Genomic DNA, 23,784 nt, shown 5'->3' with positions numbered 1-23,784 from the left:
GATGGGCCTAACCGCGGCTTGCTCCCAAGCACGCTTCCATCGCTGCGAAGCGTTGAAGGGCGGCGATCCATCGCGGCTTAGTCAGGCCGGAAACAGGAATGCAGCAGCCGGATCGAAAAAGACCTGCCGGGTGCAGGGCGACACGCGATTGCATGGCGGCGGAGGTCGGCCTGATGTCAACCTCCTGTCCAGCGGCGATGCGCGCGACGATCCGCCGGCGCTCGCCGTAAAATGCGATGTCGACGATCTCGACATTCAGTTCCGCGCTCGCCGGGCTCCGCTCCATGCTAAAGGCTTCGGGCCGGATCATCAGCCTGGTCTTCTGGCCTTTGCCGAACGTGCCGTTGGCCCTGACGCCGGATATGACCGAACCGTCTGTCATGCGGATCGTTGTCGTGCCGTTGGTGGTGCCGAGATGTTCGGCAGCGAGGAAATTCGAATTGCCGATGAAGCCGGCAACGAAATCGGTCGCCGGCCCGAGATAGAGATCCTCGCCGGTGCCGGTCTGCTCGATGCGGCCATCCTTGAACAGGGCGATTCGGTCCGACAGATGCAGCGCCTCTTCCTGATCGTGGGTGACGTAGAGAATAGTGATGCCGCTCTGGCGATGGATGCGGCGGATTTCGCCCTGGATTTCCTCGCGCAGCTTCTTGTCGAGCGCCGACAATGGCTCGTCCATCAACAGGATCGGAGGATCGTAGGCCAGCGCCCGGGCCAGCGCGACGCGCTGCTGCTGGCCGCCCGACAGCGCACCGGGTAAGCGCCCGGCAAAGCTTTCGAGCCGCGCCAGGGCCAGCATGTCGGCGACCTTTTTTTTCTTCACCTCGGCGTCCGGCCGGCGGCGAACCCGCAGCGGAAAAGCGACGTTTTCGGCCACCGTCAGATGCGGAAACAGCGTGTAGCGTTGGAACACCATGCCGATGTTGCGCTTGTGCGAAGGCACTGCAAGCAGTGATTTTCCTTCCAGCAAGACATCGCCGGAAGTCGGGTCCTGAAAGCCGGCGATCGCCGAATGACCGAAATCATGGATGCAATCCGGTCGCGCAAGCCGGACGAGGCGGCGGCGCGGCGGCATGTCGAACGCGTGGCAGATCGCCCGCACACGCTTCGCCTTGGCTGACTGGTATGCCGCCGGCGGTGCATCGTTCCACGGCAGGCATCTAACTGGTGCGTACAGTGACATTGTGACATGCCAATTTGCTTTCAGTTGCGGCGGCAAAATCGTATATCGCGTTAGTTAGGTGTTGTATCTCTTGCCAAATTGCTCTGTCATTCGAACGGAGTGTCGGACGGATTGAGACAGAGAAACTAGAAAAATGAATATGTTACGCCACAAAGTTGCCGTGGCCCCGATGATGGATGGGGCAGATAGATAAGTAAAATCAGATAGTTATGCGACGTTGTGTGCAAAAAATGCACACGCAAGTTCTGCTTCTCTTCCATTTTCGTTCCTGCGATAGACCCGCCGATCAGTCTTTTGCCTGGCCGTTTACCGCTACCAGTTGCCAGTTCGACCACGAGGATCGCCGCCGTATCCACCCCAGCCGTCTGTTGCCAGGTTGGTGGTCTGCGATCAATTGCGCGTCTCCGACGGCGTTGAGCCAATAAAGCGCTGTTGCGTCTCCGCTGCGAGCATCGAGTTTCCTTGGTTCCTGGGCACGACCTGGTCGATGGTTATCCCAGGGATCGACCCGGACCCACAGAAAGCGGGGCCGGTGACGCGCTGGACCAAGGCCTATTGGGAGGCGGTGCATCCGTTCGATCTGGGTGGCGCCTACCTGAACTTCATGATGGATGACGAGGGCGATGCAAGGCTCAAGGCGGCCTATGGTGACAACTACGAGCGCCTGGCTACGCTGAAGAAGACATACGACCCGAACAACCTCTTCAGGGTGAACCAAAACATTCGGCCGGCCGCCTGACGGGCGGCCCTCGTCAGGCGGACCGGCGTCACATCCCTAGGTGACCCAACGTAATATTAGGAGTATCTTATGTCTTCGGCGCGCCCAGATCCTAGGGCAGCAGCCAACTCCAAAGAGCGGGAGCTGTGCTCGTTGCGACGCGCCGGCAAAATCTGCGCTCGCTAAGGAGGAGGAAATGCGCATCCATTCAAGCCCCGTGTTTTTGGCAGCTCTCGCCGCCGCTTGGGCATTCCCCGCACCTGCGGCTGATAAAAGCGATGAGCAGTTGATTGAGAATGCGATTACGGCAGCACCGGAGGCTGTCGGCAAAAACGCCGCCGTCGTGAATTGGGAGATGAAGACGATAAGAAAGGGCACGAACGGCTTCACATGCATCCCGGACGACCCTGGAACTCCCGCCGACGATCCGATGTGCACAGATGAGAACGGGATGGCGTGGATGCACGCGATCATGTCAAAGAGCGAGCCGCCGAAAGGCAAGGTCGCTTTCGCCTACATGCTAAAGGGGGGCGATGCGGCCAGCAATACCGACCCCTTTGCAACTAAGCCGGCGGAAGGGGCCGAATGGCTACATGACGGTCCCCATGTCATGGTCATGAACGCACCGGACATTATGGCCTTGTATCCCCACGAGCCGGACCAGACGCAGCCATATGTCATGTTCCCCGACACCCCCTATGCGCACCTGATGATTCCGGTCAAGTAATCGAATAAGACCTGCCGCTTAGCGCAGCGGCGGGTCCCGTCGTGGACGGGAGATTTGAATGTTCAAGCTCGCGGCCATTGCGTTAGCAGCCATGCTCATTGCGGGTGCGGCGCTGGCACACAAGGGGGCGACGGGTATCATCGCCGAACGCATGACGGCGATGAAGAACATGGGCCGCGAGTGAAGGCCATCGGAGAGATGCTCGCGGGCAGGGCGCCGTTCGATGCGGCGGCCATTGTTCAGCATGCCGGTGCTCTCCACGACAATTGCCACCGAACCACGACCTTGTTTCCGCCCGGCAGCATCGATCGTCACAGCAATGCCTTGCCGGCAATTTGGGAAAAGCCGGAGGCTTTCCACGAGGCAATGCAGGGGCTGCATAACGCGACCGAGACTTTTGTTGCGACAGCGACCCTCGGCGACAAGCCCGCGCTCGCCGCTTCTTTCGAGCGGATCAGGAAAATCTGCAACGGATGCCATGAGAGGTTTCGGTCGCCTGAGAATTGACTCGATAAACCGAGGCGCTGACCCTGGCCGGCCCAGGTAGCGGACCCAAGTACAGAGAGCTTGGCCGTCTTGCGTTTCCACGAGGAGAGATTTGCTATCTGACCTTGATGACGACCTTGCCCCAGAACGGATCCGTATTTTCGGCCGCGCTTGCCTTGAGTGACTTAGGGTCAGTTCACGACCCTGGTACTAACTGTCTGATATCTGTCTACGAAGCCAGAAAGCTGCCACTCCGCAATCGGCCCAAAGAATAGGACGCTCATATGTCTGGCGCTGCGTGTAGGCAGTTGGAGCATGTGTGACTTTTAGTCAGACGGCGGGGCGCCTGGCACAGGCTTTCGATAAAATGGCCGCCAGGTTCGAACGGAACATGCGTTTTAGTATTCCGTACAGGGTTTTACGACGAATATTGGCCTACTAACTTCAGTCTTTACTCAGGCCATGCCGATGTAAGGAAAAAAGGTCGTATTCCGTACATGGCCAGATGCTAGCGGAATTACCAGACGATGGCTGTACGGCGGAGGCCACAGCATGATTTATGCTGGCGAGGCGCCTTTAACGGCACGAGACCTGCGATTGAGCGTTCGCCCGCGTACTGGCCGCATCTCGAACAGAGCATCGATGATCGGACACTCCGGAAGCTGATCCGCCGTGCATCGCGCAGCCATGTCCGACATCACGCGTTCCAGCCGTCGCAGGTCGGCGATCTTCTGACGAATATCCGCGAGATGCTTGACGGTGAGCGCATGCACCTCGCCGCACGTGTAGGTATGCCCATCGACCAGATGAAGCAGGCCACGCAGCTCATCGAGGCTGAAGCCAAGCTCCCGCCCTCGGCGGACGAAATGCAGGCGTCTCACATGTTCCGTTCCGTAGACCCGGTAGCCGCCGGCGCTGCGCGCGGGCGACGGCATCACGCCGATCTTCTCATAGTAACGGATCGTCTCGATGTTCACGCCGCTGCGCTCTGACAGAACACCAATGGAAAGCCCTTCGGTCGTCTTCATAGCTGCCCTCGCAAACACGTGATCGGTCCACGCTTGACCCTGTAGTCACTACAGACAGTAGGGTCACCATAGACCAATTACGGGAGCGGCTTCAATGACAGTTCGAGACAAAGCAACGGTGCTGGCAAGCGTGGACATGGCACCGACGCGAAACCGCTTTGATGGGGCGGCCCTGCTGTCGGTCGGCGGCATCCTGGCAGCGCTGGGCGCGGCAAGCTGCTGCGTGGTGCCGTTCGGCCTGTTCCTTGCTGGTGTCAGTGGCGCTTGGATCGGCAATCTGACCGCGCTTGAACCCTACCAGCCAATCTTCGCGGCGGTTGCGTTGGGCTTCATTGGTTACGGAGCCTGGCGTGTTTACCGGAGGCCCAAGGTCGCCTGCGCAGACGGCTACTGCGCCACGCCGCGCTCGGATCGGATCGCGAAAATTGGCCTCTGGACCGCAGGCGCAATGGTCGTCGTGGCGGTCGGTTTCCCCTACGCCGTTCGATATTTCCTCGTTTCCTGAGAACCCTAACCATGACCTCACCTGAAAGGATTCTAGCCATGAAACCTTACCTCGGCACCGTTTTCGGACTTGGCCTGTTGTTCGCGCCGATCGCTGCTCAGGCAGCGGAGGCCAAGGTCGCGCTCGACGTGCACCACGCCGGCTGCGTGTTGTGCGGTCCGATCGTCAAGAGCACGCTGGAGCATGTAAAAGGGGTGTCCTCGGTTTCGGTCAGCCAGCCAGATGGAATGGCCGACGTAACAGCTGCGGTAACGTATGACGACGGGCAGACCTCGCCCCAGGCGCTGATCAAGGCCACCACCGATCAGGGTTACCCGGCCGACATTTCGAAAAAGACGAACGGCTGACGTGCTGCAGTCGATCGCCAAGTGGCTTCGATGTCTCAGGGCCAGGCTCCATCGACGCAACCGTTCCACCTCTCCATCCGCCGCTGATTGCTGCGAGGCGGGCAATAACTCACGAAAGTTGAAGTCATGAGCGACTGCTGCATGCCAAGCGCAAACAACGGAAACGGCCGTTACGACCTTGTGGTCGTCGGCGCCGGCTCGGCTGGCTTCTCGGCCGCGATCACGGCCGCAGAACAGGGTGCGCAAGTGGCTCTCGTCGGGCACGGTACGATCGGCGGCACCTGCGTCAATGTCGGCTGCGTTCCCTCGAAAACGCTGATCCGCGCCACGGAAGCCGTGCATCACGCCAATGCCGCTCCGGTCCGGTTCGCTGGCATTGAAGGCGGCGCCCGTGTGGTCGATTGGGCCGCGCAGGTCGCCCAGAAGGACGCTTTGGTTGCAGGACTGCGCCAGGCGAAATACGCTGACATCCTGCCGGAATACAACAACGTGGTCTACCGGGAGGGCCGGGCGAGGCTCGTCCACGGCGGCGTCGACGTGGATGGGCAGCGCCTCGCCTCGGAGCGCATCATTATTGCGACGGGCGCTCGCCCGGCGCTGCCGTCGATTCCGGGGATCGCCGATGTGCCGTCCCTCGACAGCACAACCGCGCTCGCCCTGACCCGACTGCCGCGTACTATGATTGTCATCGGCGGCGGCTATATCGGGGCCGAACTCGCCCAAACCTTCGCACGCGCTGGCGTCGCGGTGACGCTTGTCTTCCGCAGCCGCCTTCTGCCGGAGGCTGAGCCCGAGATCGGGCAGGCGCTCGCGGGCTATCTGGCGGATGAAGGCATCGCGGTGATAGGTGGCTTGACCTATGATTCCATCCGCAAAACCGAAGATGGTGGAGTGGCGCTCGCCATTCTCCGGAACGGCCGTCCAGAGGTATTGACTGCCGAACGGATCCTCGTAGCCACGGGGCGAACGCCGAACACCGAAGGCCTCGGACTTTCCGAGGCGGCCGTCGTGCAGACATCTTCCGGCGCAATCGTCGTCGACGATCGCATGCGCACCTCGAAGACAGGCGTCTACGCGGTGGGCGACGTGACGGGCAAAGATCAGTTCGTCTACATGGCTGCTTATGGCGCGAAACTTGCGGCCAGGAATGCCCTGAACAGCAACAGCCTGCGCTATGACAACGCCGCGATGCCGGCCGTGGTTTTTACCGATCCACAGGTTGCGAGCGTCGGATTGACCGAGGCGCAAGCCCGGGGTGCCGGGCACGTTGTGCGAACCTCGGTGCTCTCGCTTGACAATGTGCCGCGCGCGCTTGCGGCCCGCGATACAAGAGGGCTGATCAAGCTCGTCGCGGATGGGACGACCCGCAAGCTGCTGGGGGCGCATATTCTCGCGCCGGAGGGCGCCGACAGCATCCAGACGGCGGCAATGGCCATTCGCTGCGGTCTTACGATCGATGACCTGTCGGAAACGATCTTCCCTTACCTCACTACCGTCGAGGGGCTGAAGCTCGCGGCGCAGGCGTTCGACAGGGACGTGAAGAAACTGTCCTGCTGCGCCGGATAAAGGGAACACGCCTTCGCAAAGATCAGGCAATGAATTTAGAATCCCCACACAAGTGCCGAGCGGAAAGAACCATGACAGTGACGCCGAAGGTCCCCACGGTGGAGGAGTACTGGCAGGGCTTGGAACCCCATCTGCGGCACTTCTCGCCAGAGGAACAGCACGCCGCAGTCGCGTTATACCGCGAACTTGCAAAGGGTCGCGCGGTCGATACCGCGCAGTTGGGCCGGGCGCTCGGGATCTCTACCGCGGAGGCCTATGCGCTCCTCCAACGAGACTCGATCAAGCCTTTCGCCTACTTTGACGATCGGGGGCGCGTACTCGGCTTTGGCGGGCTGGCGACAGCGCCGATGCATCATTCCTTCGAGGTAGACGGTCGCACTCTATCGACGTGGTGTGCCTGGGACAGTCTGTTCATTCCCGAAATCCTCGGCCGCCCGGCGCGGGTCATGTCGCCCGATCCGGAAAGCGGCGAGGTTGTGCGGCTTGTTGTGACGCCAGACAGGATCGAATCCGTCGAGCCCTACAAAGCCGTTGTCTCCTTTGTTCTGCCCGATGCGGACGTCTTCGGCACGTCCGCCGCCAATGTGATGGCGAAGTTTTGCCACTTCATCTTCTTTTTCGCGTCGCGCTCATCCGGTGAACGCTGGGTCGCCAGTCGCCCAGGTACATTTCTGTATTCTCTCGACGACGCCTTCGCCCTGGCAAAGCGGTTCAACACCAGAAACTTCGGGCCGGAGCTGGCGCGACTGACGTAAGGTGCGGCGGCGACTGCGACCGCGGCACAGCACCTCCCCTGCCTGTGCCGTTGTTTGGTGATTTCGACAGAGACAGAGGCGCTGCATCCTCTTGCCGCCCTTGCTATCGGCGTAGTGGCGTCTCTGCTTGGCGTGGCAGGAGGCGGACTTCTCATCCCCACCTTGGTGCTGCTGTTCGGCGCCGGTATCCAACTGCTGGGAGCCTGTCCCTCGCGGTTAGTCTGCCGACCATGCTGGTGGGGTTCACCCGCTATAGTCGGGACCAGAGCTTTTCCATCCTCTGCCGCAACAAGACCTTCTTGCTCGTCATGGCGGCCGGCTCCATCGTCGGCACGTCATCGGCGGTCTGCTGCTTGACGTTGTGCGGAGCCCATTCCTGCTGCCGGACCTTGCAGCGATCCTGGTGATTTCGGCCGTGAAGATTTGGAAGCACGGCTAACCGGTTTCCGTGGATGCCTGGATCATCAACCGCAGCAGCCGCCGGCTGTGGCTGGCGCCGCCATATCCTTGAAAATCACACAATCCTGACCGGGACCGCCGGCACAGGCGACATTGCAACGGGTCACAAAGCTCTCCAGGCGACGTTCGAGCAAGCGCAGTTCGGCGAGCTTCTGGCGTACCTCGTCAAGATGCACCTGTGCAATGTCGCGCGTTTCCGCGCAATCGCGGTCGGTGCTGATCGATAGCTCCAGCAGTACGCGCACCTGATCGATACCGAAGCCGAAGTCTCGGCATTGCTTGATGAACGTCAGCCGGCCCAAATCGTCTTCGTCATAGGTACGCTGACCTCCTGCCGTGCGTGGCGCGGGAGGTAGCAAACCGATCTCCTCGTAGTAGCGGATGGTCGGCGTTGTGACGCCGGTGGCCTTGGCGAGCGTGCCGATCGTGAACACGCGGATGTGAAGGTTCATTGCAAGATACTCCTTGAACCTCAAGTTACTTGAAGGAGTACGCTATCTTCATACTGATGCGAAAGGAAGATTTTGCTGATGGTTTTTTTTGCAAATCGTATCGCCCTCATCCGTTGGACGTCGGCGATGCTGGCGATCTCGGCGCTTCTCTTCGCCGTCGCCGTCTTGATGGAAGGGAGCGGGCATCGGGAGCTCGCCAGCATGGACGCGCACGACGAAGCAGCCGGGGCTCAGGAACAGGGCGGCCATGATGAAGCGGCCGAGAGTTCTACTGCGAAACAAGGTGGTGACGGCGCCGAGGTCGGCGAACCCGGCAGTCACGCCGAGCCAACGGTCCTTGGCATCAACCTCGAAACCCCTTGGCTGGTATGGGGGTTCGTCGGCGTTTCCATCCTGCTCGCCGTCGCCGTTCTGAGACTTGGCAAAGCGACCCTCTTGCTTGCCATTCTGCTGGCGGGTGCTGCGGCAATTCTCGATGGCCGCGAGGTCTCCTTGCAGCTCGCTCGGGCCAACGCAAGCGTGGCGAGCGTGGCAGCACTGACAGCCCTCGCTCACGCTGCGGTCGTCATCCTGGCCGTGTTGGCCTGGCAGGCCGCTTCCACCCACGCCGGCCCGGCAACAGGGAGAAATACGCAATGAACATTGACAAGACGACCACAGGCGCCGGCCTTATTCTGATAGCCTGTGCGGCCTGCTGTGCGCCCTTGATTGCGCCGCCGATTATCGCCGCCATCGCGGCCGGCGGTGTCGGCTTGGCATCGGTCGGCCAGCTTGGCCTGGCTTTGGTGGTTGTCGCCGCCGGCGGGCTTTATCTTCTCTCGCGCCGGAAGGCCGCGCCCAACGCCACGTTTCAATCATTGATGGCGCAAGGCGAGTGCGGCTGCGGCCCGTCTTGCGCCTCCGCGGCCGAGAACGATGCGTTGTCGATCGCCTGCACCCTTGGCGCGTCCGACTTCAAGGAGCGTGTCGGCGGCATCCGTGCCTTGGCGCGCCGGTCATTGCGCAACGCCGATCGCACGCCGCTGTCACTCGAACTCACCTATGGGCCGGAAGCACTGGAAGAGGTCACTGATTTGATGCGCAAGGAGCAAACTTGCTGCGCATTCCTGACATTTGACCTGAAGAACAATTCTCGCGGAGTTGTCCTCACCATCACCGCGCCACAGCAAGCGGCCGAAGCGGCCGACCTCTTGTTCGACCACTTTGCCCCCGAACTCGCTGCATCCAACCTCAAGGAGACTGCATAGTATGCAACGCCGTCACTTTCTGATGCTCTCGGCTACTGCCGGTATCGCTGCCGCTGTCGGCCCGGCGTTCGCCCACAACGGGGACGAAACCATTCCCGGCTTCGACGAAGCGCTCAAGGCGGGCGGCCCTGTGATGATCCACGTCACGGCACCGTGGTGTGAAACCTGTCAGGCGCAAAAGCCGATCGTGGCGGCGCTGTTGGCCTCGCCGGACTTCAAGAACATGAAGAAGTTCGATGTCGACTTCGATTCGCAAAAGGAGATTTTGGCCCGCTACCGTGTCCAGATGCAAAGCACCATGATCGTCTACAAAGGCGGCAAGGAGGTTGACCGCCAGACCGGTCAAACGGACTCGGCCGTCATCGAAACGCTGCTGCGCGAGGCGCTGTAATATGCTGCTTGCCCTGCTTGCCGGTGTTCTGTCGATCCTCTCGCCCTGTGTGCTGCCTTTGCTCCCAGTCGTTCTAACCGGCGCGGTGGCTGAACATCGGTTGGCACCGCTCGCCCTGGCGGCAGGCGTCGCTGTATCTTTCACCGCTATAGGCGTGTTCGTTGCCACCATCGGCTTATCAATCGGCGTCGACATGACGGTGTTTCGCTCGGCTGCCGCCGTACTGCTGATACTGGTCGGCGCCGTACTGCTCATACCGCGTTTCCAGACGCAATTTGCTACGGCCGCCGGCCCGGTCAGCAACTGGACGCAAAGCCGCTACGGTGGCTTCTCGACCTCCGGTATTTCTGGTCAATTCGGCGTCGGGATTTTGCTCGGCGCTGTATGGACGCCTTGCGTCGGCCCAACTCTCGGAGCGGCGTCTATCATGGCCGCACGTGGTGAAAATCTCGGCATGGTGGTGCTGACCATGCTGGCATTCGGCATCGGCACATCATTGCCGCTGCTGGCTCTCGCTTTGATGTCTCGCGAAGCGTTGCTCCGCTGGCGGGGTCGGATGCTTGGCGCGTCCAGCGGCATCAAAATGGTTCTCGGCGCGCTGCTTGTCGTCGCCGGTGTCATGACCCTGTCCGGCTTCGACCGTACGATACAAATCGGCCTCGAACGAGCTCTGCCGGACTGGCTTGTGGCCATCACCACGCGCATATGACAAGTTCGGCCGGCATGCCTGTTTTGTTCAGTACCTTCCTGACGTTCGCAGCCGCCGCCTTGTCCGAGATCGCCGGCTGCTTTGCTTTTTGGGCGTGGCTGCGGCAGGGAAAATCAATCCTGTGGCTGGTGCCGGGTGTGGCTTCTCTGGTGCTGTTCGCCTATTTGCTGACGCTGGTGCCGAGTGACTATGCGGGTCGAGCCTACGCCGCCTATGGCGGCATCTACGTCGTGGCGTCGCTGCTCTGGCTGTGGCTGGCCGAAGGACATCGGCCGGACACATGGGACCTGACTGGCGGCGCGATCGCCATTCTTGCTGCAGGTGTCATCCTGTTCGCGCCGCGCGGCGCCTAACCACGATAGCACGCCAGGCCCGAGTCATTGGTCGCCAGATAGCAGTTTGTGATATACTGGATTCAATAGCGACATGTGCCTGTTGCATTGAAATCCTGCGTCGAATGGCCAGATCGCATGGAAAGCGAAACTACAACAATCATGATGGGCATCCCCCATTCCGTCCAACGACCCAGTCTTCCTGACTTTTGTCGCGTCCCTGTTCTGTTCGGGCTTGCCGCCGTGGTCACCGGCGCTGTGGCGATGCTCAGTCAAAAAGGGCCGTGGCCGACACTCGAATCGCACTCTCGTTTGACATATCTGAGGAGACTCTCGATGTGGAACATAATCGGCGGGCTTCGTATATCGAGCCGTACTTGGGAAATACTCCTTCTGGGAATGAGAAGCCCGAGAGGGTCCGTATATTACCGCAGTATCTGGCGGTGATATGCCCAAGGCGGTGCCCGATTAGTATCGCCGCAGCCGAATTTTCAAGACCGTATCATCACCGATCGGCATAACCGATCAGATGTCCGTTGGTCCCCCATCGGTAAGAATGTGACCATCACGATCTGATGGGCAAGAACAGTTATTCCGCCGGGTTTTTTCGCAGAAGCCCTAGGAAGCCCTGCGATCGCATGATCGGTCATTTCCGCGCGCCCATTGGTGGGCTTCCGAGACACCGCTTGCCATCGCCTCGCGGTCAATTTCAATCACAGACAGCCTCATCGCCACGATGCGTAACGATCACGGCGTCGCGCCGAGCAGCGCCCTGACGAATGGGGATAGCGGCCAGAACCCTTTGAGCTTGCCAGCATCGGCTCGACTACCCCGTCTTATGGATGCGGCCACGATCACCAGCTCTCGTCGAAACGCATCCCCTTTGAATAATCGTTTCTTGACATATGTCAAAAATGGATGAGATGATGCTAATCATACGGAATATGTATGTAGGCGAAGATGGAAACCCGGGATCTTCAGACCTTCCTTGCGGTTGCTGCCAGTGGCAGCATTACCAAGGCGGCTGATATGCTCGGGCGTTCCCAACCCGCGGTGACACGCACCATTCAGGATCTCGAGGCCGAGCTTGGCTTCGAATTGCTGCACCGGGTCGGTCGACGGGTGCAGTTGTCTGAAGAGGGTGTCGCCTTCGAGGAGGAAGCGCGGCGCCTGCTGATGTCCTTCACTGAACTCGCAGCGCGGGCCAAGATGATCGCCGCCGGCAGGGGGCGGATCCTGCAGATCGTCACGACGTCAGCGATCGGTACTGGCTTGATCCCGACGGCGATGGCTGAACTCAAGGGTGTCGAGCTTCCGCACGAGACGCATCTCGGGCAGTTTCTTCCCTCGATCGTCGCCCAGGAAGTGCGCAGCGGACGTGCCGAGATCGGGTTTTCAAGCCTGCCGCTCGATACGCCCGGTTTGGATGTCCTGCGGCTCTATTCGGCACCTGATGTTGCTGCCGTGCGGGAGGACGATCCGCTGGCTGAACTTGATGTCATACCGCTTTCGGCTTTTGCCGGTCGTCGCGTCGCTACCTTGCTCAATCCGCTGCGTTTCCAGTTGCATGTCGCCAAGGCACTGGCTGCCCGGGGGATAGACACCGGCCCAGTGATCCGGACCAACACTGCCTATGGCGCGTTGCAGATCGTGCGCCATACTGGTGTCGCGGCCGTCATCGATCCCCTCACGGCCTATGGCGTGGCCCTGCCTGGGGTCGTCATTCGCCCGATCGACGTAACCGTTCTCTTTTATTGGGGCGTTGTGGCTGCCGCAAAACGTCCCCTTCGCCCAGTCGCACAGGCGTTGATGGAGGCGGTCGAAGCGGTGGCTGAACGATCGATCGTCGGCTTCAAGAAACTTGATCCGGCCTTGGCCGGCCAATTGGTGACCGATCCTGCATCCGGCACAAATCACGGAACGGGAATATGAAGCATACCCCCACCGCGCCAATTTTGACAGGTCTTGCCGCGCTCGAAGCACAGCTGGCGCAGGATCTCGACTTCCTCGAACTGCCTGCCAAACCATGGGTCCCCGCGCGTTCGCACGATGGTGTTCCTGTCCGTGACGTCGTGGTGATCGGCGCCGGCATGTGTGGACTTGCTGCCACGGCAAAGCTGGTGCTGACGGGGATAACCAATGTCGTCGCCTATGACGCGGCTCCGGCAGGGCTCGAAGGGCCGTGGGTAACGTTTGCCCGCATGCAAACGCTCCGGTCGCCGAAGACCCTGCACGGTCCGTCGCTCGGCCTGCCGCAGCTCACGTTCCGCGCCTGGTTCACGGCACAATGGGGCGTCGAAGCCTGGCAGTCGCTGGACAAGATCCCCAGGGGCCAGTGGATGGACTACCTTGTCTGGTATCGCAAAATCCTTGCTCTGCCAGTGCGCAACAGTGTGCGCATGACCGGACTCGCACCCGTTGGAGATCTGATTGCGATCGATATCGAGGGCGCGGAAACCGGCCGGGTTCTCACTCGTCATCTCGTTTTGGCCACAGGCCGGTCTGGTCTCGGCGGTTTTGCCGTGCCCGATTTTCTCAAGGGTATCGATCGCGCCTATTGGGCCCATTCTGCCGACGACATCGATTTCGACGCGCTGAAAGGTAAGCGTGTCGCTGTCATCGGCGCCGGTGCCTCTTCCATGGACAATGCCGCGACGGCGCTCGAGGCTGGCGCCGGCTCGGTGGACATGTTGATCCGCCGCAAGGAAATGCCCCGCATCAACAAGCTGACCGGCATCGGCAGCCAAGGCGTTGTACACGGCATCTATCACCTACCCGATGCCTGGAAGTGGAAGTTCTTCGACTACACTGCCTCGACCCAGACGCCGCCGCCGCGCTCGTCGACGCTTCGCGTGTCTCGCCACTCGAATGCTCGGTTCCTTCTCGACTGCGGCATAGTTGCGGTGAAGGAAGAGGCAGGGACCCTGCTGGTGGAAACCACGCAGGGGCCGATGCGCTACGACTTCCTGATCGCGGCAACCGGCTTTTCGAATGACTTCAGCGGCCGCCCGGAATTTGCGGCGATCGCCCGACATATCCGTACCTGGTCGGATGGCCGATATAGGCCGGATATGGGGCCGGCTCGTGCCGGCATGTCGGACGCGCCGGATCTCGGTCCGGCCTTCGAGTTTCGCGAACGCGTCCCCGGCTCCTGCCCAATGCTGGCGCATATCCACTGCTTCAATGACGCCGCCATGCTGACCCACGGCAAGGTCTCCGGCGATATCCCGGCCGTCAGTGCCGGCGCCGACCGCCTGGTCCGCGGCATTGCCGCATCGCTGTTTGCCGAAGACGTCGAAACCCACTTCGCCAATCTCATTGCCTACGACACCCCGGAACTTCTGGGCGATGAGTGGGTGGATTCAACACCCTTGCTGCAGAAGGAGGCCGCGTTGTGATCGACGCGATGGACAAGGCCGCCGGTCTTTCACCTGATGATGCCCTTTTCGCCGCAAGGCGGTTTCGGCCCGAATTCGTGCGAGGGGCGGAAGAATGTCGCCTCTCGGTCCTGCAACCGGCAAACGATCGGGGGCTGGCGCCGAATTTAAGGGTTGCCCTGGCTCGTCGCATGGCGGCCCTCAACGCCGATCCGGTCCTGATGGCCGAATATGATGTGCAACTGGCTCAGCTTGGTCCGACTGAGCAGCTTCTGGCCTTAGCCCAGGGAGAAACAGATTTGAATGAATCCCTGGCGACCATCGTCCGTCATGTTGACCTGATCACCCTGACGCCGAAAAAGGCGGAAGCGAGTCATATCGCACTTCTCGCCAAGGCTGGATTGAACAATCCTCAGATCGTCGCGCTCTCCGAGCTGATCGCTTTTGTCAATTTCCAGACACGGGTGGCGACCGGCTTGCGCCTGATGAGGCCGACATGATTTCCTCGGTTCGTCTAAAGCCATTGAATTGGCATCCGTACATCGCGCCGGTCGAACTTTCCGAGGCCACGCCGGAACAGCTTGAAGCGATGAAGGTCACGCCTTCGGCCAAGAAAGTTTCGGAATATGTGCGCACCCTAGCGCATGACCCAGAGAGCTATCTCGCCCGCACGGTTCTGTTCAACGCGATCATGTACGTCGAGGGCGGGCTTGCCCGTCCCGACCGCGAACTTGGCGCGTTGGGTGCCTCGATCGTCAATGGCTGCAAATTCTGTGCCGTTGTTCACGCCCGCAGGCATGCGGAACTGACCAAGAGCGACGAAGTGGTCACCGCGCTGTATCTCGACAAACCTGAAGCGCTCGGCCCACGCGATGCGGCAATCTACAGCTTTGCCCGCCGCCTGTCGGCAGCACCGTCGGAAGCGACAGCAGACGATATCGCCGCGCTTCGATCAGTCGGCATGGATGACCGCGAGATCATCGACCTGATCCACGCCATATCGATCTTCGGCTGGGCAAACCGGCTGATGCACGTTCTCGGCCATGCGGAGAGCGGGTGATGATGACGCACGCGGTCAAGGCACTCCGTCCCACACTCTGAAGGACACCAACCAGCAATGCTCGACCTCAAAGATATAAGACTGTCCTACGGAAGCACGCAGGTCCTGAACGGCGTCAATCTCTCGGTAAAGCGAGGTGACGTGGTGTCAATCATCGGCCCCAGCGGCACCGGCAAGACCACCCTGCTGAAGTGCATCAACTACCTGGTGAAGCCGGCATCTGGAAGCATCGCGTTCGATCAGATTCGAATGGATTACCAGCGCCCCGACAAGGCAGCTGTCCAGGCGATCCGGCTCCGGACAGCGATGGTCTTTCAGCAATTCAACGTCTTCAAGAACATGACCGTCCTCCAGAACGTCATGGATCCGCTGGTCGTCGTGCAGCGCAAATCCACGGACGAGGCGCGTAAAATCGCGCTGAGTGAGCTTGAACGAGTTGGCCTTTCCGACAAGCGGGACAGCTATCCGTCCCAGCTTTCAGGCGGCCAGCTCCAGCGGACTGGAATCGCACGAGCGCTGGCGGTTCGGCCGGATGTGATGCTCTTCGACGAACCGACATCATCGCTTGATCCTGAACTCGTCGGCGAAGTTCTGAAGGTGATCAAAGACGTCACGTCATCCGGGATCACTTCGCTGCTTGTGACTCACGAGATGCAATTCGCAAAGAACATCTCAAACCGGATCGTCTTCATGGATCGTGGCGTGGTTGCCGCCGACGGCAGTCCGGCTGAGATCTTCGATGCGCCTTCCAGCCCACGACTTGCTCAATTCCTGCAGTCAGAACTCGCTTTTCAATAGCTCAACAAGAAGGGAACCTAAGAAATGTCTGCCATCAAATCCAGTTTTTCCCGTCGTTATGCCCTTGCCGTCGTCGGCGGCGTCGCAATTGCCCTTGCTACAGCAGGGATCAGTTACGGTCAGACCGTCCGGACAATCAAGATCGCGACCTCTGCCGAATCCAAGCCGCTGGCATGGGGCGCGCTCGGCGTCGAGCCGCAAGGCTATGAACCCGATCTGCTGCGGGCGATTAACGCAAAGTTGCCGCAGTACAAGTTCGAAATGGAGGGTGTCTCTGATATCGCGCAGGAAACTGGCCTGGCCACAGGCAAGTACGACATCGCGGTCGGTGGCTACTACAAGTCGCCCGAGCGCGCCAAGCAGTTCTTCATTCCGGAAAACCCCATGGGCGCCAGCCTGATGAAGATCTACAGCAAGAAAGGCAGCGGCATCAATGGAATGAAAGACCTGGTCGGCAAGAGGATCGTTCCGACCACGGCCGGCGGCGGAACCTACAAGTTTATTATGAATTGGCAAAAAGAAAATCCGCAATACAAGCTTGATGTCACGGCATCGAGTGCCGGAATTCCGTACCCGAACCGACTGGACGAAGTTCAGAACGGCAAGTTCGACGCGCTGGTCCTGCCTTCAAATCTGGGTGAGCAGACCGTCATCGATGAAAAGAAGCTCGACATCGTGGCGTCGGAGCCGGTTTTCAGCAACAACACCTATATGCTTATTCACAACTCGGATGAAAACAAGGTTTTGGCCGATGATGTGAACAAAGTTCTCAAGGAATTGAAAGACGACGGCACGATCGAAAAGCTATCGCAGAAGTGGTTCGGTGAAGGAATCGTCAAGTATATGAAATAGCGCGACCATCTGCGTAGATATTTGTTAGTCAGCGGCAAGGCTGAATTGCAAGAAGGATTGTTTCAAAGTGGACGTTTCTGCTATGATTCCCGAGTTGCTCTCGGCATTGCCGCTGACGCTCGCCATCACGTTTACGGCCATGTTGGTCGGCTTTTGCCTGGCGCTCGTCGCGACAACACTCCGGGTTCGCAGGATACCAGTGGTCAGCCACCTGACCGACCTCTACGTGTCCTATGCCCGCAGCGTTCCTGTCGTCCTCCAGTTGTTCGTAGCGTTCTACGGGCTTCCCTTATTGGTGGTCCTGTTGGGCTCTGCAGATTTTTTCTCACCGACGATCGCTGCGATGGTCGGACTGAGCTTTTACCACGGCGGCTATCTGTCGGAAGTCATGCGGCCGGCATACCTGGCCGTCGATCGCGGCCAGCATGATGCGGCCGACAGTCTGGGATATACCTTTCGCCAGAAGATCGCTCGCGTCGTGGGTCCTCAGGCGGTGCACTTCGCATTGCCGGGCTATGGAAACTCCATCATCTACCTGATCCACAACGTTGCGCTGGTCATGTACATCGGGGCGGCCGACGTGATGGCGACCGCGCACTTGATCATGGAGCGCGACTATAACCAGTACCAGTTCGAAACATACCTCGTCCTGGCGGTCATCTATGCGCTGATGTGCCTGATCGCGTGGTTCATCGTGCACGTCTTCGAGCTTCGCTCGCCGATGCAAGCACCTGAGGCAACGACAACGGCTCAGATCAAGAACGCGGCCATCGCCAGCGTCTGACCTAAAGGGTATTCAACCATGTTCGATACCGATATTTTGTTCCAGGACACGCAGGAAATTCTGGGCGCCGTACCTGTAACGCTTGGAATGGCGCTCACGATTTTCGTCTTGTCGACGATAGTCGGCAGCATTTTTGCACTCGTCGAATACAGACGAGTCCCGGTGCTGCGAGAGCTCATCATGGCTTACAAAATCGTCTTTAAGGGCGTTCCGATGGTCATCGTGATTTTCCTCGCCTATTTCGGTCTGCCCCCTGCATTCCAGTTCCTGCTCTCGTTGCTCGGGATCAACTTCAACGCCCACGAAACACCCAACTGGGTCATCCTTGTTGTTGCGGTGACAGGCTGTATCGCTGCGTTCCAATCGGAGATTATCAAGGGAGCCCTGAACGCCTTCGACACCGGTCAGTCCGACGCCGCCCATTCGCTGGGCTATACAAATGGCCAACTGTTTCGACGGATCCTGTTTCCCCAGGTGGTTCTCACGGCAATTCCTGATCTCACCACCTCGATGATGGTCATCATGAAGGCGCTTTCTCTCGGATTCGCCATCGAGGTTGTCGATATCTTCGCCCAGTCCCAATTGACCGCCGCGCTGAACTACTACTACCTCGAAGCCTTCGTGATTGCCGTCGTGATCTACATGGTGATTGCCTATATCGTCACCCAGATTGCCGACAGGCTGGAGCAGGCGCTGAGGGTGCGGACCTAAGGATAGCCTTCTCGCAGCTCTCTTGAGCGGACTTCGTTCAACTGATCGCAGTCTAGCAGGGATCCTGGGATAACCTCACGGCAATCCGGACAGGCGGCGGAGAGGTTGCTCACGAGCTGCCGGCAGGCCGTTACCCCGACCCCGATTAGCCGGCGCCATCTCGAACAGCGATCGAGCGTCACATCAGGCGGGTTGAAGGCCGCAACAGTCTTGGGCCTCAATGACCGCAACAGGAGCATTACTATGCGGGTGAGTATTCTGGGCGCCGGAGCGATTGCTTACGGCCTTGCCGCCTATTTGGCGGAGGCGGGACACGACCCTATGCTTTGGTCGCCGTCCGGAGAGCGCACCAAGGCGCTGGCCGCCGGCGAATTGCTGAAGTCTACGGGGGCTATCGAGGCAACGGTACTGGTGCGCATTGCCAAGGATTGCAAGGATGCCATTGCCAATGCAGACGCTGTCATGATCGCGCTGCCGGCTAACGGCCACAAGATGGTGATGGATGCTGCTACACCTTATCTGAGCGAGGGTTTGCCGGTCATCATCAGCTCTCACAGTTCCTTCGGAGCGCTGTATCTCTCCAAGCAGTTGGCGGAGCGCAACGTCAGCCTGCCGATCGTCGTTTGGGGCACAACGCTCGTAAGCGGTCGCCAGCGCGGACCGACTGATGTGGATGTTGCCAGCGTTCGCCAGAAACTTGATGTCGCGACGCTGCCTTTCAATGCGCTGGACCAAGGGTTCGAGCTTTGCACGGCCTTGTTCGGCGATCGTTTCGTCAAGCGCGACGGTCTGCTTGCGATCGCGCTCAGCAACCTCAATCCACAGAACCATCTGGGAATTGCCCTTCTCAACCTCACACGTATGGAGAAGGCCGAGCAATGGAGCCAGGGGGGGAACGTCACCCCCGCCGTTGGCCGCTTTATCGAGGCTCTGGACGCCGAACGATTGGCGATCGCTGCCCATTTTGGCATAGCCGTGCGCACCGTCGAAGAGCATTTTTCATTGTCGTTCCATGTCCCCAAGGGCACCGTTTCGGAAATGAACCAGGAGATGGATCGCCAAGGTCGCGGCGGCTTTGGCCCAACAACTGTTGAAAGCCGCTACATTCTCGAGGATGTTCCGTTCGGACTGCTGCCGACCGTATTGTTGGGGAAGATCAGCGGAAATCCAGCGATTCTCCATGAATCTGGAATTTCCATCTTCTCTGCGGCTTATGGTCGTGATCTCAGGGGAGATAATGATATTCTTCCTGCGCTCGGTATCGCTGAGATGGCAAAAGCGGATTTTGACAGCCTTTGCCGCAAGGGATTTTAAGAGTGGATTGCAGCATCGGCCAATACGCCTGACAAGCCGCCGGCGGTGCGCGGCGCTCGGCACCGATTTGTTGAATGGCCGCGCTTATGTCGAATTCGCCGACGGTGACAAGACCCTACCGGAGTTCAAGTCGTTCCAGAAGGATCTCCTAACCTTCACTCGCGATCCCCTGATCATGCAGTGATCGCAACTGTCGCTGATCGAACAAGAGCGTTCACTCAAATTCGACGCGGCTGGTTTCCTCTCGAATGGACTTCAGCACTCTCGCCTGAAGCTCCAGGACGTCGCGATCATGTTGTATTCCGGTCGGCCTCGGGCGGATGGAAGGCACCGTAATGCACTCCTTGATGCGTCCGGGGTTGAGACCCATTACGAAAATCCGATCGGACAGGTAGACGGCTTCCTCGACGTCGTGCGTGACGAAAATCACGGTCAAGCGATGCTCTTGCCAGATTTGCATCAGCAACTCCTGCATCTGGCCACGGGTGAGCGCATCAAGCGCCCCGAAGGGCTCGTCCATCAGCAGCATTTTCGGGCGATATGACAGGGCGCGGGCAATGGCTACCCGCTGCTTCATGCCACCGGAAAGCTGGCTCGGAAACCTGTCGGCAAAGCGAGAAAGCCTCACAAGATCCAGGTGCTGGCGCGCAACCTCGGCGATGTCCTTAGCATCATGTCCAGTCTCGCGAAGCGCGAACTCCACATTCTGCAGCGCGGTCAGCCACGGCAGCAAGGTGTAGGACTGGAAGACGACGCCACGGTCGCGGCCCGGCCCATTGATCGGACTGCCATCGACCAGCATTTCGCCCTGCTCGTAATCCTGCAGGCCGGCGATGATCGACAACAGCGTGCTCTTGCCGCAGCCCGACGCGCCAACCAGCGAGACGAACTCGTTGTCGCCGACCTCGATGTTGATGTCGTCGAGCACCTTGATCGTCGAGCGCCCGTTCGTGAACGACTTGTGCAGATGCGAGATATTCAGCTTGGGATGCAACTGCATGTCAGGACTTTCTCTCGTATTTGAAGAAATGCCGGCCGAGGAAACGCATGACCTGGTCGGTCGCGAGGCCGAGTATGCCAAGCACCAGGATGTATCCGATGGCCATGTCGGTTTGCAGGTACCGCTGGGCAACCGTGATGCGGTACCCGAGCCCTGAATTTGCGGCGACGAGTTCAGCCAGGGTCACCCAGGTCCATGCCCAGCCCAGCGAGATGCGGAGCGTGTCCCAGATCTGCGGCATCGCCGAGGGCACGACAATGCGCAGTAGGACACGGAAGTCGCTCATGCCCAAAGTCCGGCCAAAACCGACGAAGTCCGACGGAACACGTTTGATGTTGTCCTTGAACATAAGCGCCTGCTGGAAGTAGGTGCCGATCCAGATGATCAGGAATTTCTGGGTATCCCCGGTGCCGCTCCATAGGATGGTCAGCGGAACGAACGCCACGACCGGCATGTAGCGGACAAAGTCGAGGAACGGCTCGATCGCCGCTTCCCAGAAGCGATAGGCGCCGATCAGGATGGCCGTCGCCAGCGCCATCACCGACGCGATGAGGAAGCCGACCATAATGCGGTAGACGCTGTTGCCGACATCGCTGGCCAGCGTACCATCAGCGGCCAGTTTTGCGAGCTTGGCGACCACGGCCAAAGGCGAAGGCAGGAAGATTGGCTTTGCCATGCCAAGCCCGGTTGCCAGAAACCACGCAGCGATGAAGAGGAGAAATGCGCAGATGGCGATGAGCAGGTATGTCGGACCTGAAATTTCCGCGGCCATGCTCAGCACCGATTTGCGTTGGCTGCGATATTGCGTGGTCTGTTTCGGGACCGCTTGGTCGGTTTGCGTGGTCATCGTCATCTCGCTCACAAGCCGGAGGAAGAGCTGCTGTTCGACAGGATAAGGTCACGGATTTCCGAGACCGAATTGGCGTGCGCCACAAACCCCTCATAGCGAGCGAAGGTGCGGGCAGCGGGCGCCAGCCTTTGATAGGCCGCTTGCGAAAGATAGGCTATCGACGAGCGTTTCATGAAATCGAAGACAGACAGCGGTGAGGCCGTGTTGGCCCGGCCACCGGTCGGCAGGACGTGGCTCGGCCCAAGCACGAAGTTTGCAATCGGAATTGCCGAATGCGGGCCGAGCAGGATTTCACCGGCGTTCCTGATCCTTGGCAGCAGCTCGAAGGCCGATGTCGACAGCACGGCCAGATGCTCTGCCGCATAGTCGTTGATGAAGTCGAACGCCGCTTCGATCGAAGGCGCCAGCACGATGCCGCCGTTCCTGCCGTTCAGCACGGTGCGGGAAAAACCCGCCCGATAGTCTCCCATCGCCTCCCAGAACTGGGGCACCGCGGCGGCGATGGCTTCCGCCAGCGCCCGGTCGGTGGTGACGACGAAGGCTGAGGAGTCTGGGCCATGTTCCGATTCAACCGTCAGTTCCAATGCGGCGAGTGCTGCGGGGACCGAATTGTCGGCATAGACCAGCAATTCGCTCGGGCCGGCCGGGCTGCCCGGATCGATCCGGTTCGACAGAAGCTGGCGCGCCGCGCTGACCCATGGACTGCCGGGGCCGACAATCTTTGCGCATTTCGGCACGGTCTCGGTGCCATAAGCGACCGCCGCCACCGCCTGGGCGCCGCCGCAGAGATAGATGTCCTCGACGCCGATCAGCGAGGCGATGAAACGCGTGGCGGCGTCGGCGGTGCCGTCCGGCCCGGGCGGTGTCACGATCACCACCCGCGCCACGCCGGCCACCTTGGCTGGCACCGCGGTCATGATCGCGCTCGATGGGAAGAAACCCTTGCCGCGCGGCACGTAGCAGGCGACGGAATCGATCGACGTCCAGCGGTCGCCGATCAGCGCGCCTTCGGTTGCCTCGCTCAGCCAGAGATTGTCGGGCATTTGCGCTTCGTGGAAACGCCTCACCTGCGCCACCGAGAGCCGGATCGCCGCGACGATCTCGGGATCGAGTTCCTTTTCGGCGACGGCGATCTGGCTCGCGGACACCTTCAAAGCCGCACGGTCCAGCGTCACGCCGTCAAACCGGGCGGCAAGCTCGATCAGGGCATTGTCGCCCCTGGTCCGCACGGCGGCAATGATCGGCTCGACCTTGCGGATCGTGTCGGTGAGGTCGGCCTCGGTCCGCTCGAGCAGGCGCGTGCGCGCCTCGGACGACATTTGCGCCAGGTCATGAATTGCAACAGGTGGCATTGTCTTTCCTTCGTGCTGTCGAAACGCCCCTCAAGGGGCGACGCGTGCGGCAAGCCAGCCGCCGTCGATATTGAGGATGTGGCCGGTGATGAACTGGGCGTCCGGGTCGTACAGGAACAGGATGCCGCCGGCGACATCCTCTGCCGTGCCGACACGCCGGATCGGTGTGGTTTCGATCATGGCGCGCCGGTACCAGGCGTCCGACGCGATGCGTTCGGCGACGATCGGCGTGTTGATGACGCCGGGCGCCACGCCGTTGACGCGGATTCCGTCGGCCGACAGGTCGGCGGATAGCTGGCGCGTCAGTTGCGACAGCGCGCCCTTGGACGCGGCATAGGGTGCCGTGTTGGGAAAGCCGACCTCGCCGAACACCGAACAGACATTGACGATAGAGCCGCCCGGCCGCGCCAGATGCGGAAGCATGTCGCGGGTCAGGCGCATCGCCGCGCGCACGTTGATCCCCATGACATGGTCGATCAGTTCGTCGCTGCTGTCGGCAAGCGACTTCGGACCGGCGACACCGGCATTGTTGATGAGAATGTCGACGGTCCCGAACTGTGCCTTGGCGACAGCTATGATCCGCGCCGGCGCATCGTCATCGGCGAGATCGATCGTCAGTTTCGGTTCCACGCAGTCCGCCAGATAATCCGCGTTCCAGTCGACCGAAAGCACCGCTGCGCCTTCGGCCTGCAGGCGCCTGGCTGTAGCGAGACCAATGCCGTTGCCGGCGCCGGTCACCATGGCGGTCTTTCCCTGAAATCGCTTTTCCATCGCTAGCTCT

General features: G+C 60.1%; 29 protein-coding genes and 1 pseudogene. 23 read left to right on the top strand and 7 right to left on the bottom strand.

Features of this window, described 5'->3' with window-relative positions; translation table 11 throughout:
• Positions 1-7: 7 nt before the first annotated feature.
• Positions 8-1,183 (bottom strand): ABC transporter ATP-binding protein, encoded by a 1,176-nt coding sequence (locus NKJ12_RS25770; protein ID WP_352705928.1) that lies wholly within the window; start codon positions 1,181-1,183, stop codon positions 8-10.
• A gap of 394 nt (positions 1,184-1,577) precedes the next feature.
• On the opposite strand from NKJ12_RS25770, the gene NKJ12_RS25765 reads away from it, so the two are divergent.
• The 4 genes from NKJ12_RS25765 (at position 1,578) to NKJ12_RS25750 (ending at position 3,135) form a co-directional block, all read left to right on the top strand.
• On the top strand, positions 1,578-1,922 hold the full coding sequence (locus tag NKJ12_RS25765) for a BBE domain-containing protein (RefSeq protein WP_352705926.1): 345 nt from the start codon (positions 1,578-1,580) through the stop codon (positions 1,920-1,922).
• A 175-nt stretch (positions 1,923-2,097) separates the two neighbouring features.
• Positions 2,098-2,628: a hypothetical protein gene (locus NKJ12_RS25760; protein ID WP_352705924.1), complete on the top strand. Its 531-nt coding sequence runs from the start codon at positions 2,098-2,100 to the stop codon at positions 2,626-2,628.
• A 58-nt stretch (positions 2,629-2,686) separates the two neighbouring features.
• Positions 2,687-2,812: a hypothetical protein gene (locus NKJ12_RS25755; RefSeq protein WP_352705922.1), complete on the top strand. Its 126-nt coding sequence runs from the start codon at positions 2,687-2,689 to the stop codon at positions 2,810-2,812.
• Positions 2,809-3,135, top strand: coding sequence for a c-type cytochrome (locus NKJ12_RS25750; RefSeq protein WP_352705919.1), 327 nt, complete (start codon positions 2,809-2,811; stop codon positions 3,133-3,135). The genes NKJ12_RS25755 and NKJ12_RS25750 overlap by 4 nt, the downstream gene beginning before the upstream one ends.
• A gap of 536 nt (positions 3,136-3,671) precedes the next feature.
• Here NKJ12_RS25750 and NKJ12_RS25745 read toward each other — a convergent pair.
• Positions 3,672-4,142 carry a MerR family transcriptional regulator gene (locus NKJ12_RS25745; protein ID WP_352664876.1) on the bottom strand — a complete coding sequence of 157 codons (471 nt, stop codon included), beginning with the start codon at positions 4,140-4,142 and terminating at the stop codon, positions 3,672-3,674.
• Between the two features lie 136 nt (positions 4,143-4,278).
• Between NKJ12_RS25745 and NKJ12_RS25740 the strand changes: the two genes are divergently transcribed.
• From NKJ12_RS25740 to NKJ12_RS25720, 5 genes and pseudogenes are all read left to right on the top strand, one after another.
• The gene (locus NKJ12_RS25740; RefSeq protein WP_352705985.1) at positions 4,279-4,647 is read left to right on the top strand and encodes a mercuric transporter MerT family protein; all 369 of its coding nucleotides are present in this window, start codon (positions 4,279-4,281) and stop codon (positions 4,645-4,647) included.
• Between the two features lie 38 nt (positions 4,648-4,685).
• Positions 4,686-4,994 (top strand): heavy-metal-associated domain-containing protein, encoded by a 309-nt coding sequence (locus NKJ12_RS25735; protein ID WP_352705917.1) that lies wholly within the window; start codon positions 4,686-4,688, stop codon positions 4,992-4,994.
• 126 nt (positions 4,995-5,120) lie between these two features.
• On the top strand, positions 5,121-6,560 hold the full coding sequence (gene merA, locus NKJ12_RS25730; protein WP_352705916.1) for a mercury(II) reductase: 1,440 nt from the start codon (positions 5,121-5,123) through the stop codon (positions 6,558-6,560).
• Positions 6,561-6,631: 71 nt separating this feature from the next.
• Positions 6,632-7,315 (top strand): organomercurial lyase, encoded by a 684-nt coding sequence (gene merB, locus NKJ12_RS25725; RefSeq protein ID WP_352705914.1) that lies wholly within the window; start codon positions 6,632-6,634, stop codon positions 7,313-7,315.
• A 90-nt stretch (positions 7,316-7,405) separates the two neighbouring features.
• Positions 7,406-7,754: pseudogene (locus NKJ12_RS25720) on the top strand (TSUP family transporter); the annotation flags it as partial.
• Between the two features lie 25 nt (positions 7,755-7,779).
• Here the strand turns inward: NKJ12_RS25720 and NKJ12_RS25715 are convergent.
• Complete coding sequence (locus NKJ12_RS25715) at positions 7,780-8,226, bottom strand: MerR family transcriptional regulator (RefSeq protein WP_352705912.1); 447 nt, start codon at positions 8,224-8,226, stop codon at positions 7,780-7,782.
• 126 nt (positions 8,227-8,352) lie between these two features.
• On the opposite strand from NKJ12_RS25715, the gene NKJ12_RS25710 reads away from it, so the two are divergent.
• The 14 genes from NKJ12_RS25710 (at position 8,353) to NKJ12_RS25645 (ending at position 19,801) form a co-directional block, all read left to right on the top strand.
• Entirely contained in the window at positions 8,353-8,865 is a 513-nt protein-coding gene (locus tag NKJ12_RS25710; protein WP_352705910.1) for a hypothetical protein, read from the top strand.
• The gene (locus NKJ12_RS25705) at positions 8,862-9,473 is read left to right on the top strand and encodes a hypothetical protein (RefSeq protein ID WP_352705908.1); all 612 of its coding nucleotides are present in this window, start codon (positions 8,862-8,864) and stop codon (positions 9,471-9,473) included. Before NKJ12_RS25710 ends, NKJ12_RS25705 begins: the two co-directional genes overlap by 4 nt.
• A gap of 1 nt (position 9,474) precedes the next feature.
• Positions 9,475-9,864 (top strand): thioredoxin family protein, encoded by a 390-nt coding sequence (locus tag NKJ12_RS25700; RefSeq protein WP_352705905.1) that lies wholly within the window; start codon positions 9,475-9,477, stop codon positions 9,862-9,864.
• 1 nt (position 9,865) lies between these two features.
• Entirely contained in the window at positions 9,866-10,573 is a 708-nt protein-coding gene (locus NKJ12_RS25695) for a cytochrome c biogenesis CcdA family protein (protein ID WP_352705903.1), read from the top strand.
• A gap of 14 nt (positions 10,574-10,587) precedes the next feature.
• Positions 10,588-10,926 carry a YnfA family protein gene (locus NKJ12_RS25690; protein ID WP_352705901.1) on the top strand — a complete coding sequence of 113 codons (339 nt, stop codon included), beginning with the start codon at positions 10,588-10,590 and terminating at the stop codon, positions 10,924-10,926.
• A gap of 939 nt (positions 10,927-11,865) precedes the next feature.
• On the top strand, positions 11,866-12,837 hold the full coding sequence (locus NKJ12_RS25685; RefSeq protein ID WP_352705898.1) for a LysR family transcriptional regulator: 972 nt from the start codon (positions 11,866-11,868) through the stop codon (positions 12,835-12,837).
• A complete protein-coding gene (locus NKJ12_RS25680) occupies positions 12,834-14,303 on the top strand; it encodes an NAD(P)-binding domain-containing protein (protein ID WP_352705896.1) in 1,470 nt (489 codons plus the stop codon). The genes NKJ12_RS25685 and NKJ12_RS25680 overlap by 4 nt, the downstream gene beginning before the upstream one ends.
• Entirely contained in the window at positions 14,300-14,782 is a 483-nt protein-coding gene (locus NKJ12_RS25675) for a CMD domain-containing protein (RefSeq protein ID WP_352705894.1), read from the top strand. The genes NKJ12_RS25680 and NKJ12_RS25675 overlap by 4 nt, the downstream gene beginning before the upstream one ends.
• Positions 14,779-15,342 carry a peroxidase-related enzyme gene (locus NKJ12_RS25670; protein WP_352705892.1) on the top strand — a complete coding sequence of 188 codons (564 nt, stop codon included), beginning with the start codon at positions 14,779-14,781 and terminating at the stop codon, positions 15,340-15,342. The genes NKJ12_RS25675 and NKJ12_RS25670 overlap by 4 nt, the downstream gene beginning before the upstream one ends.
• Positions 15,343-15,399: 57 nt before the next feature.
• The gene (locus tag NKJ12_RS25665) at positions 15,400-16,140 is read left to right on the top strand and encodes an amino acid ABC transporter ATP-binding protein (RefSeq protein ID WP_352705889.1); all 741 of its coding nucleotides are present in this window, start codon (positions 15,400-15,402) and stop codon (positions 16,138-16,140) included.
• Positions 16,141-16,164: 24 nt separating this feature from the next.
• Positions 16,165-16,992 carry a transporter substrate-binding domain-containing protein gene (locus tag NKJ12_RS25660; RefSeq protein ID WP_352705887.1) on the top strand — a complete coding sequence of 276 codons (828 nt, stop codon included), beginning with the start codon at positions 16,165-16,167 and terminating at the stop codon, positions 16,990-16,992.
• A 67-nt stretch (positions 16,993-17,059) separates the two neighbouring features.
• Entirely contained in the window at positions 17,060-17,776 is a 717-nt protein-coding gene (locus NKJ12_RS25655; protein ID WP_352705885.1) for an amino acid ABC transporter permease, read from the top strand.
• An 18-nt stretch (positions 17,777-17,794) separates the two neighbouring features.
• On the top strand, positions 17,795-18,487 hold the full coding sequence (locus NKJ12_RS25650) for an amino acid ABC transporter permease (protein WP_352705883.1): 693 nt from the start codon (positions 17,795-17,797) through the stop codon (positions 18,485-18,487).
• Between the two features lie 243 nt (positions 18,488-18,730).
• On the top strand, positions 18,731-19,801 hold the full coding sequence (locus NKJ12_RS25645) for an NAD/NADP octopine/nopaline dehydrogenase family protein (RefSeq protein WP_352705880.1): 1,071 nt from the start codon (positions 18,731-18,733) through the stop codon (positions 19,799-19,801).
• 214 nt (positions 19,802-20,015) lie between these two features.
• Here NKJ12_RS25645 and NKJ12_RS25640 read toward each other — a convergent pair whose 3' ends face one another.
• From NKJ12_RS25640 to NKJ12_RS25625, 4 genes are all read right to left on the bottom strand, one after another.
• Complete coding sequence (locus NKJ12_RS25640) at positions 20,016-20,801, bottom strand: ABC transporter ATP-binding protein (RefSeq protein WP_352705879.1); 786 nt, start codon at positions 20,799-20,801, stop codon at positions 20,016-20,018.
• Between the two features lies 1 nt (position 20,802).
• Complete coding sequence (locus NKJ12_RS25635; protein WP_352705983.1) at positions 20,803-21,573, bottom strand: ABC transporter permease; 771 nt, start codon at positions 21,571-21,573, stop codon at positions 20,803-20,805.
• Between the two features lie 86 nt (positions 21,574-21,659).
• Positions 21,660-23,003 carry a histidinol dehydrogenase gene (gene hisD, locus NKJ12_RS25630; RefSeq protein WP_352705877.1) on the bottom strand — a complete coding sequence of 448 codons (1,344 nt, stop codon included), beginning with the start codon at positions 23,001-23,003 and terminating at the stop codon, positions 21,660-21,662.
• A 30-nt stretch (positions 23,004-23,033) separates the two neighbouring features.
• On the bottom strand, positions 23,034-23,774 hold the full coding sequence (locus NKJ12_RS25625) for an SDR family NAD(P)-dependent oxidoreductase (RefSeq protein ID WP_352705875.1): 741 nt from the start codon (positions 23,772-23,774) through the stop codon (positions 23,034-23,036).
• Positions 23,775-23,784: the final 10 nt, after the last annotated feature.

It is taken from the genome of Mesorhizobium sp. M0195, from assembly GCF_040322115.1.
Lineage (GTDB): Bacteria > Pseudomonadota > Alphaproteobacteria > Rhizobiales > Rhizobiaceae > Mesorhizobium.
The sequence above is the reverse complement of the archived record's forward strand: the minus strand, read 5'-3'. Positions and strand labels throughout refer to the sequence as shown.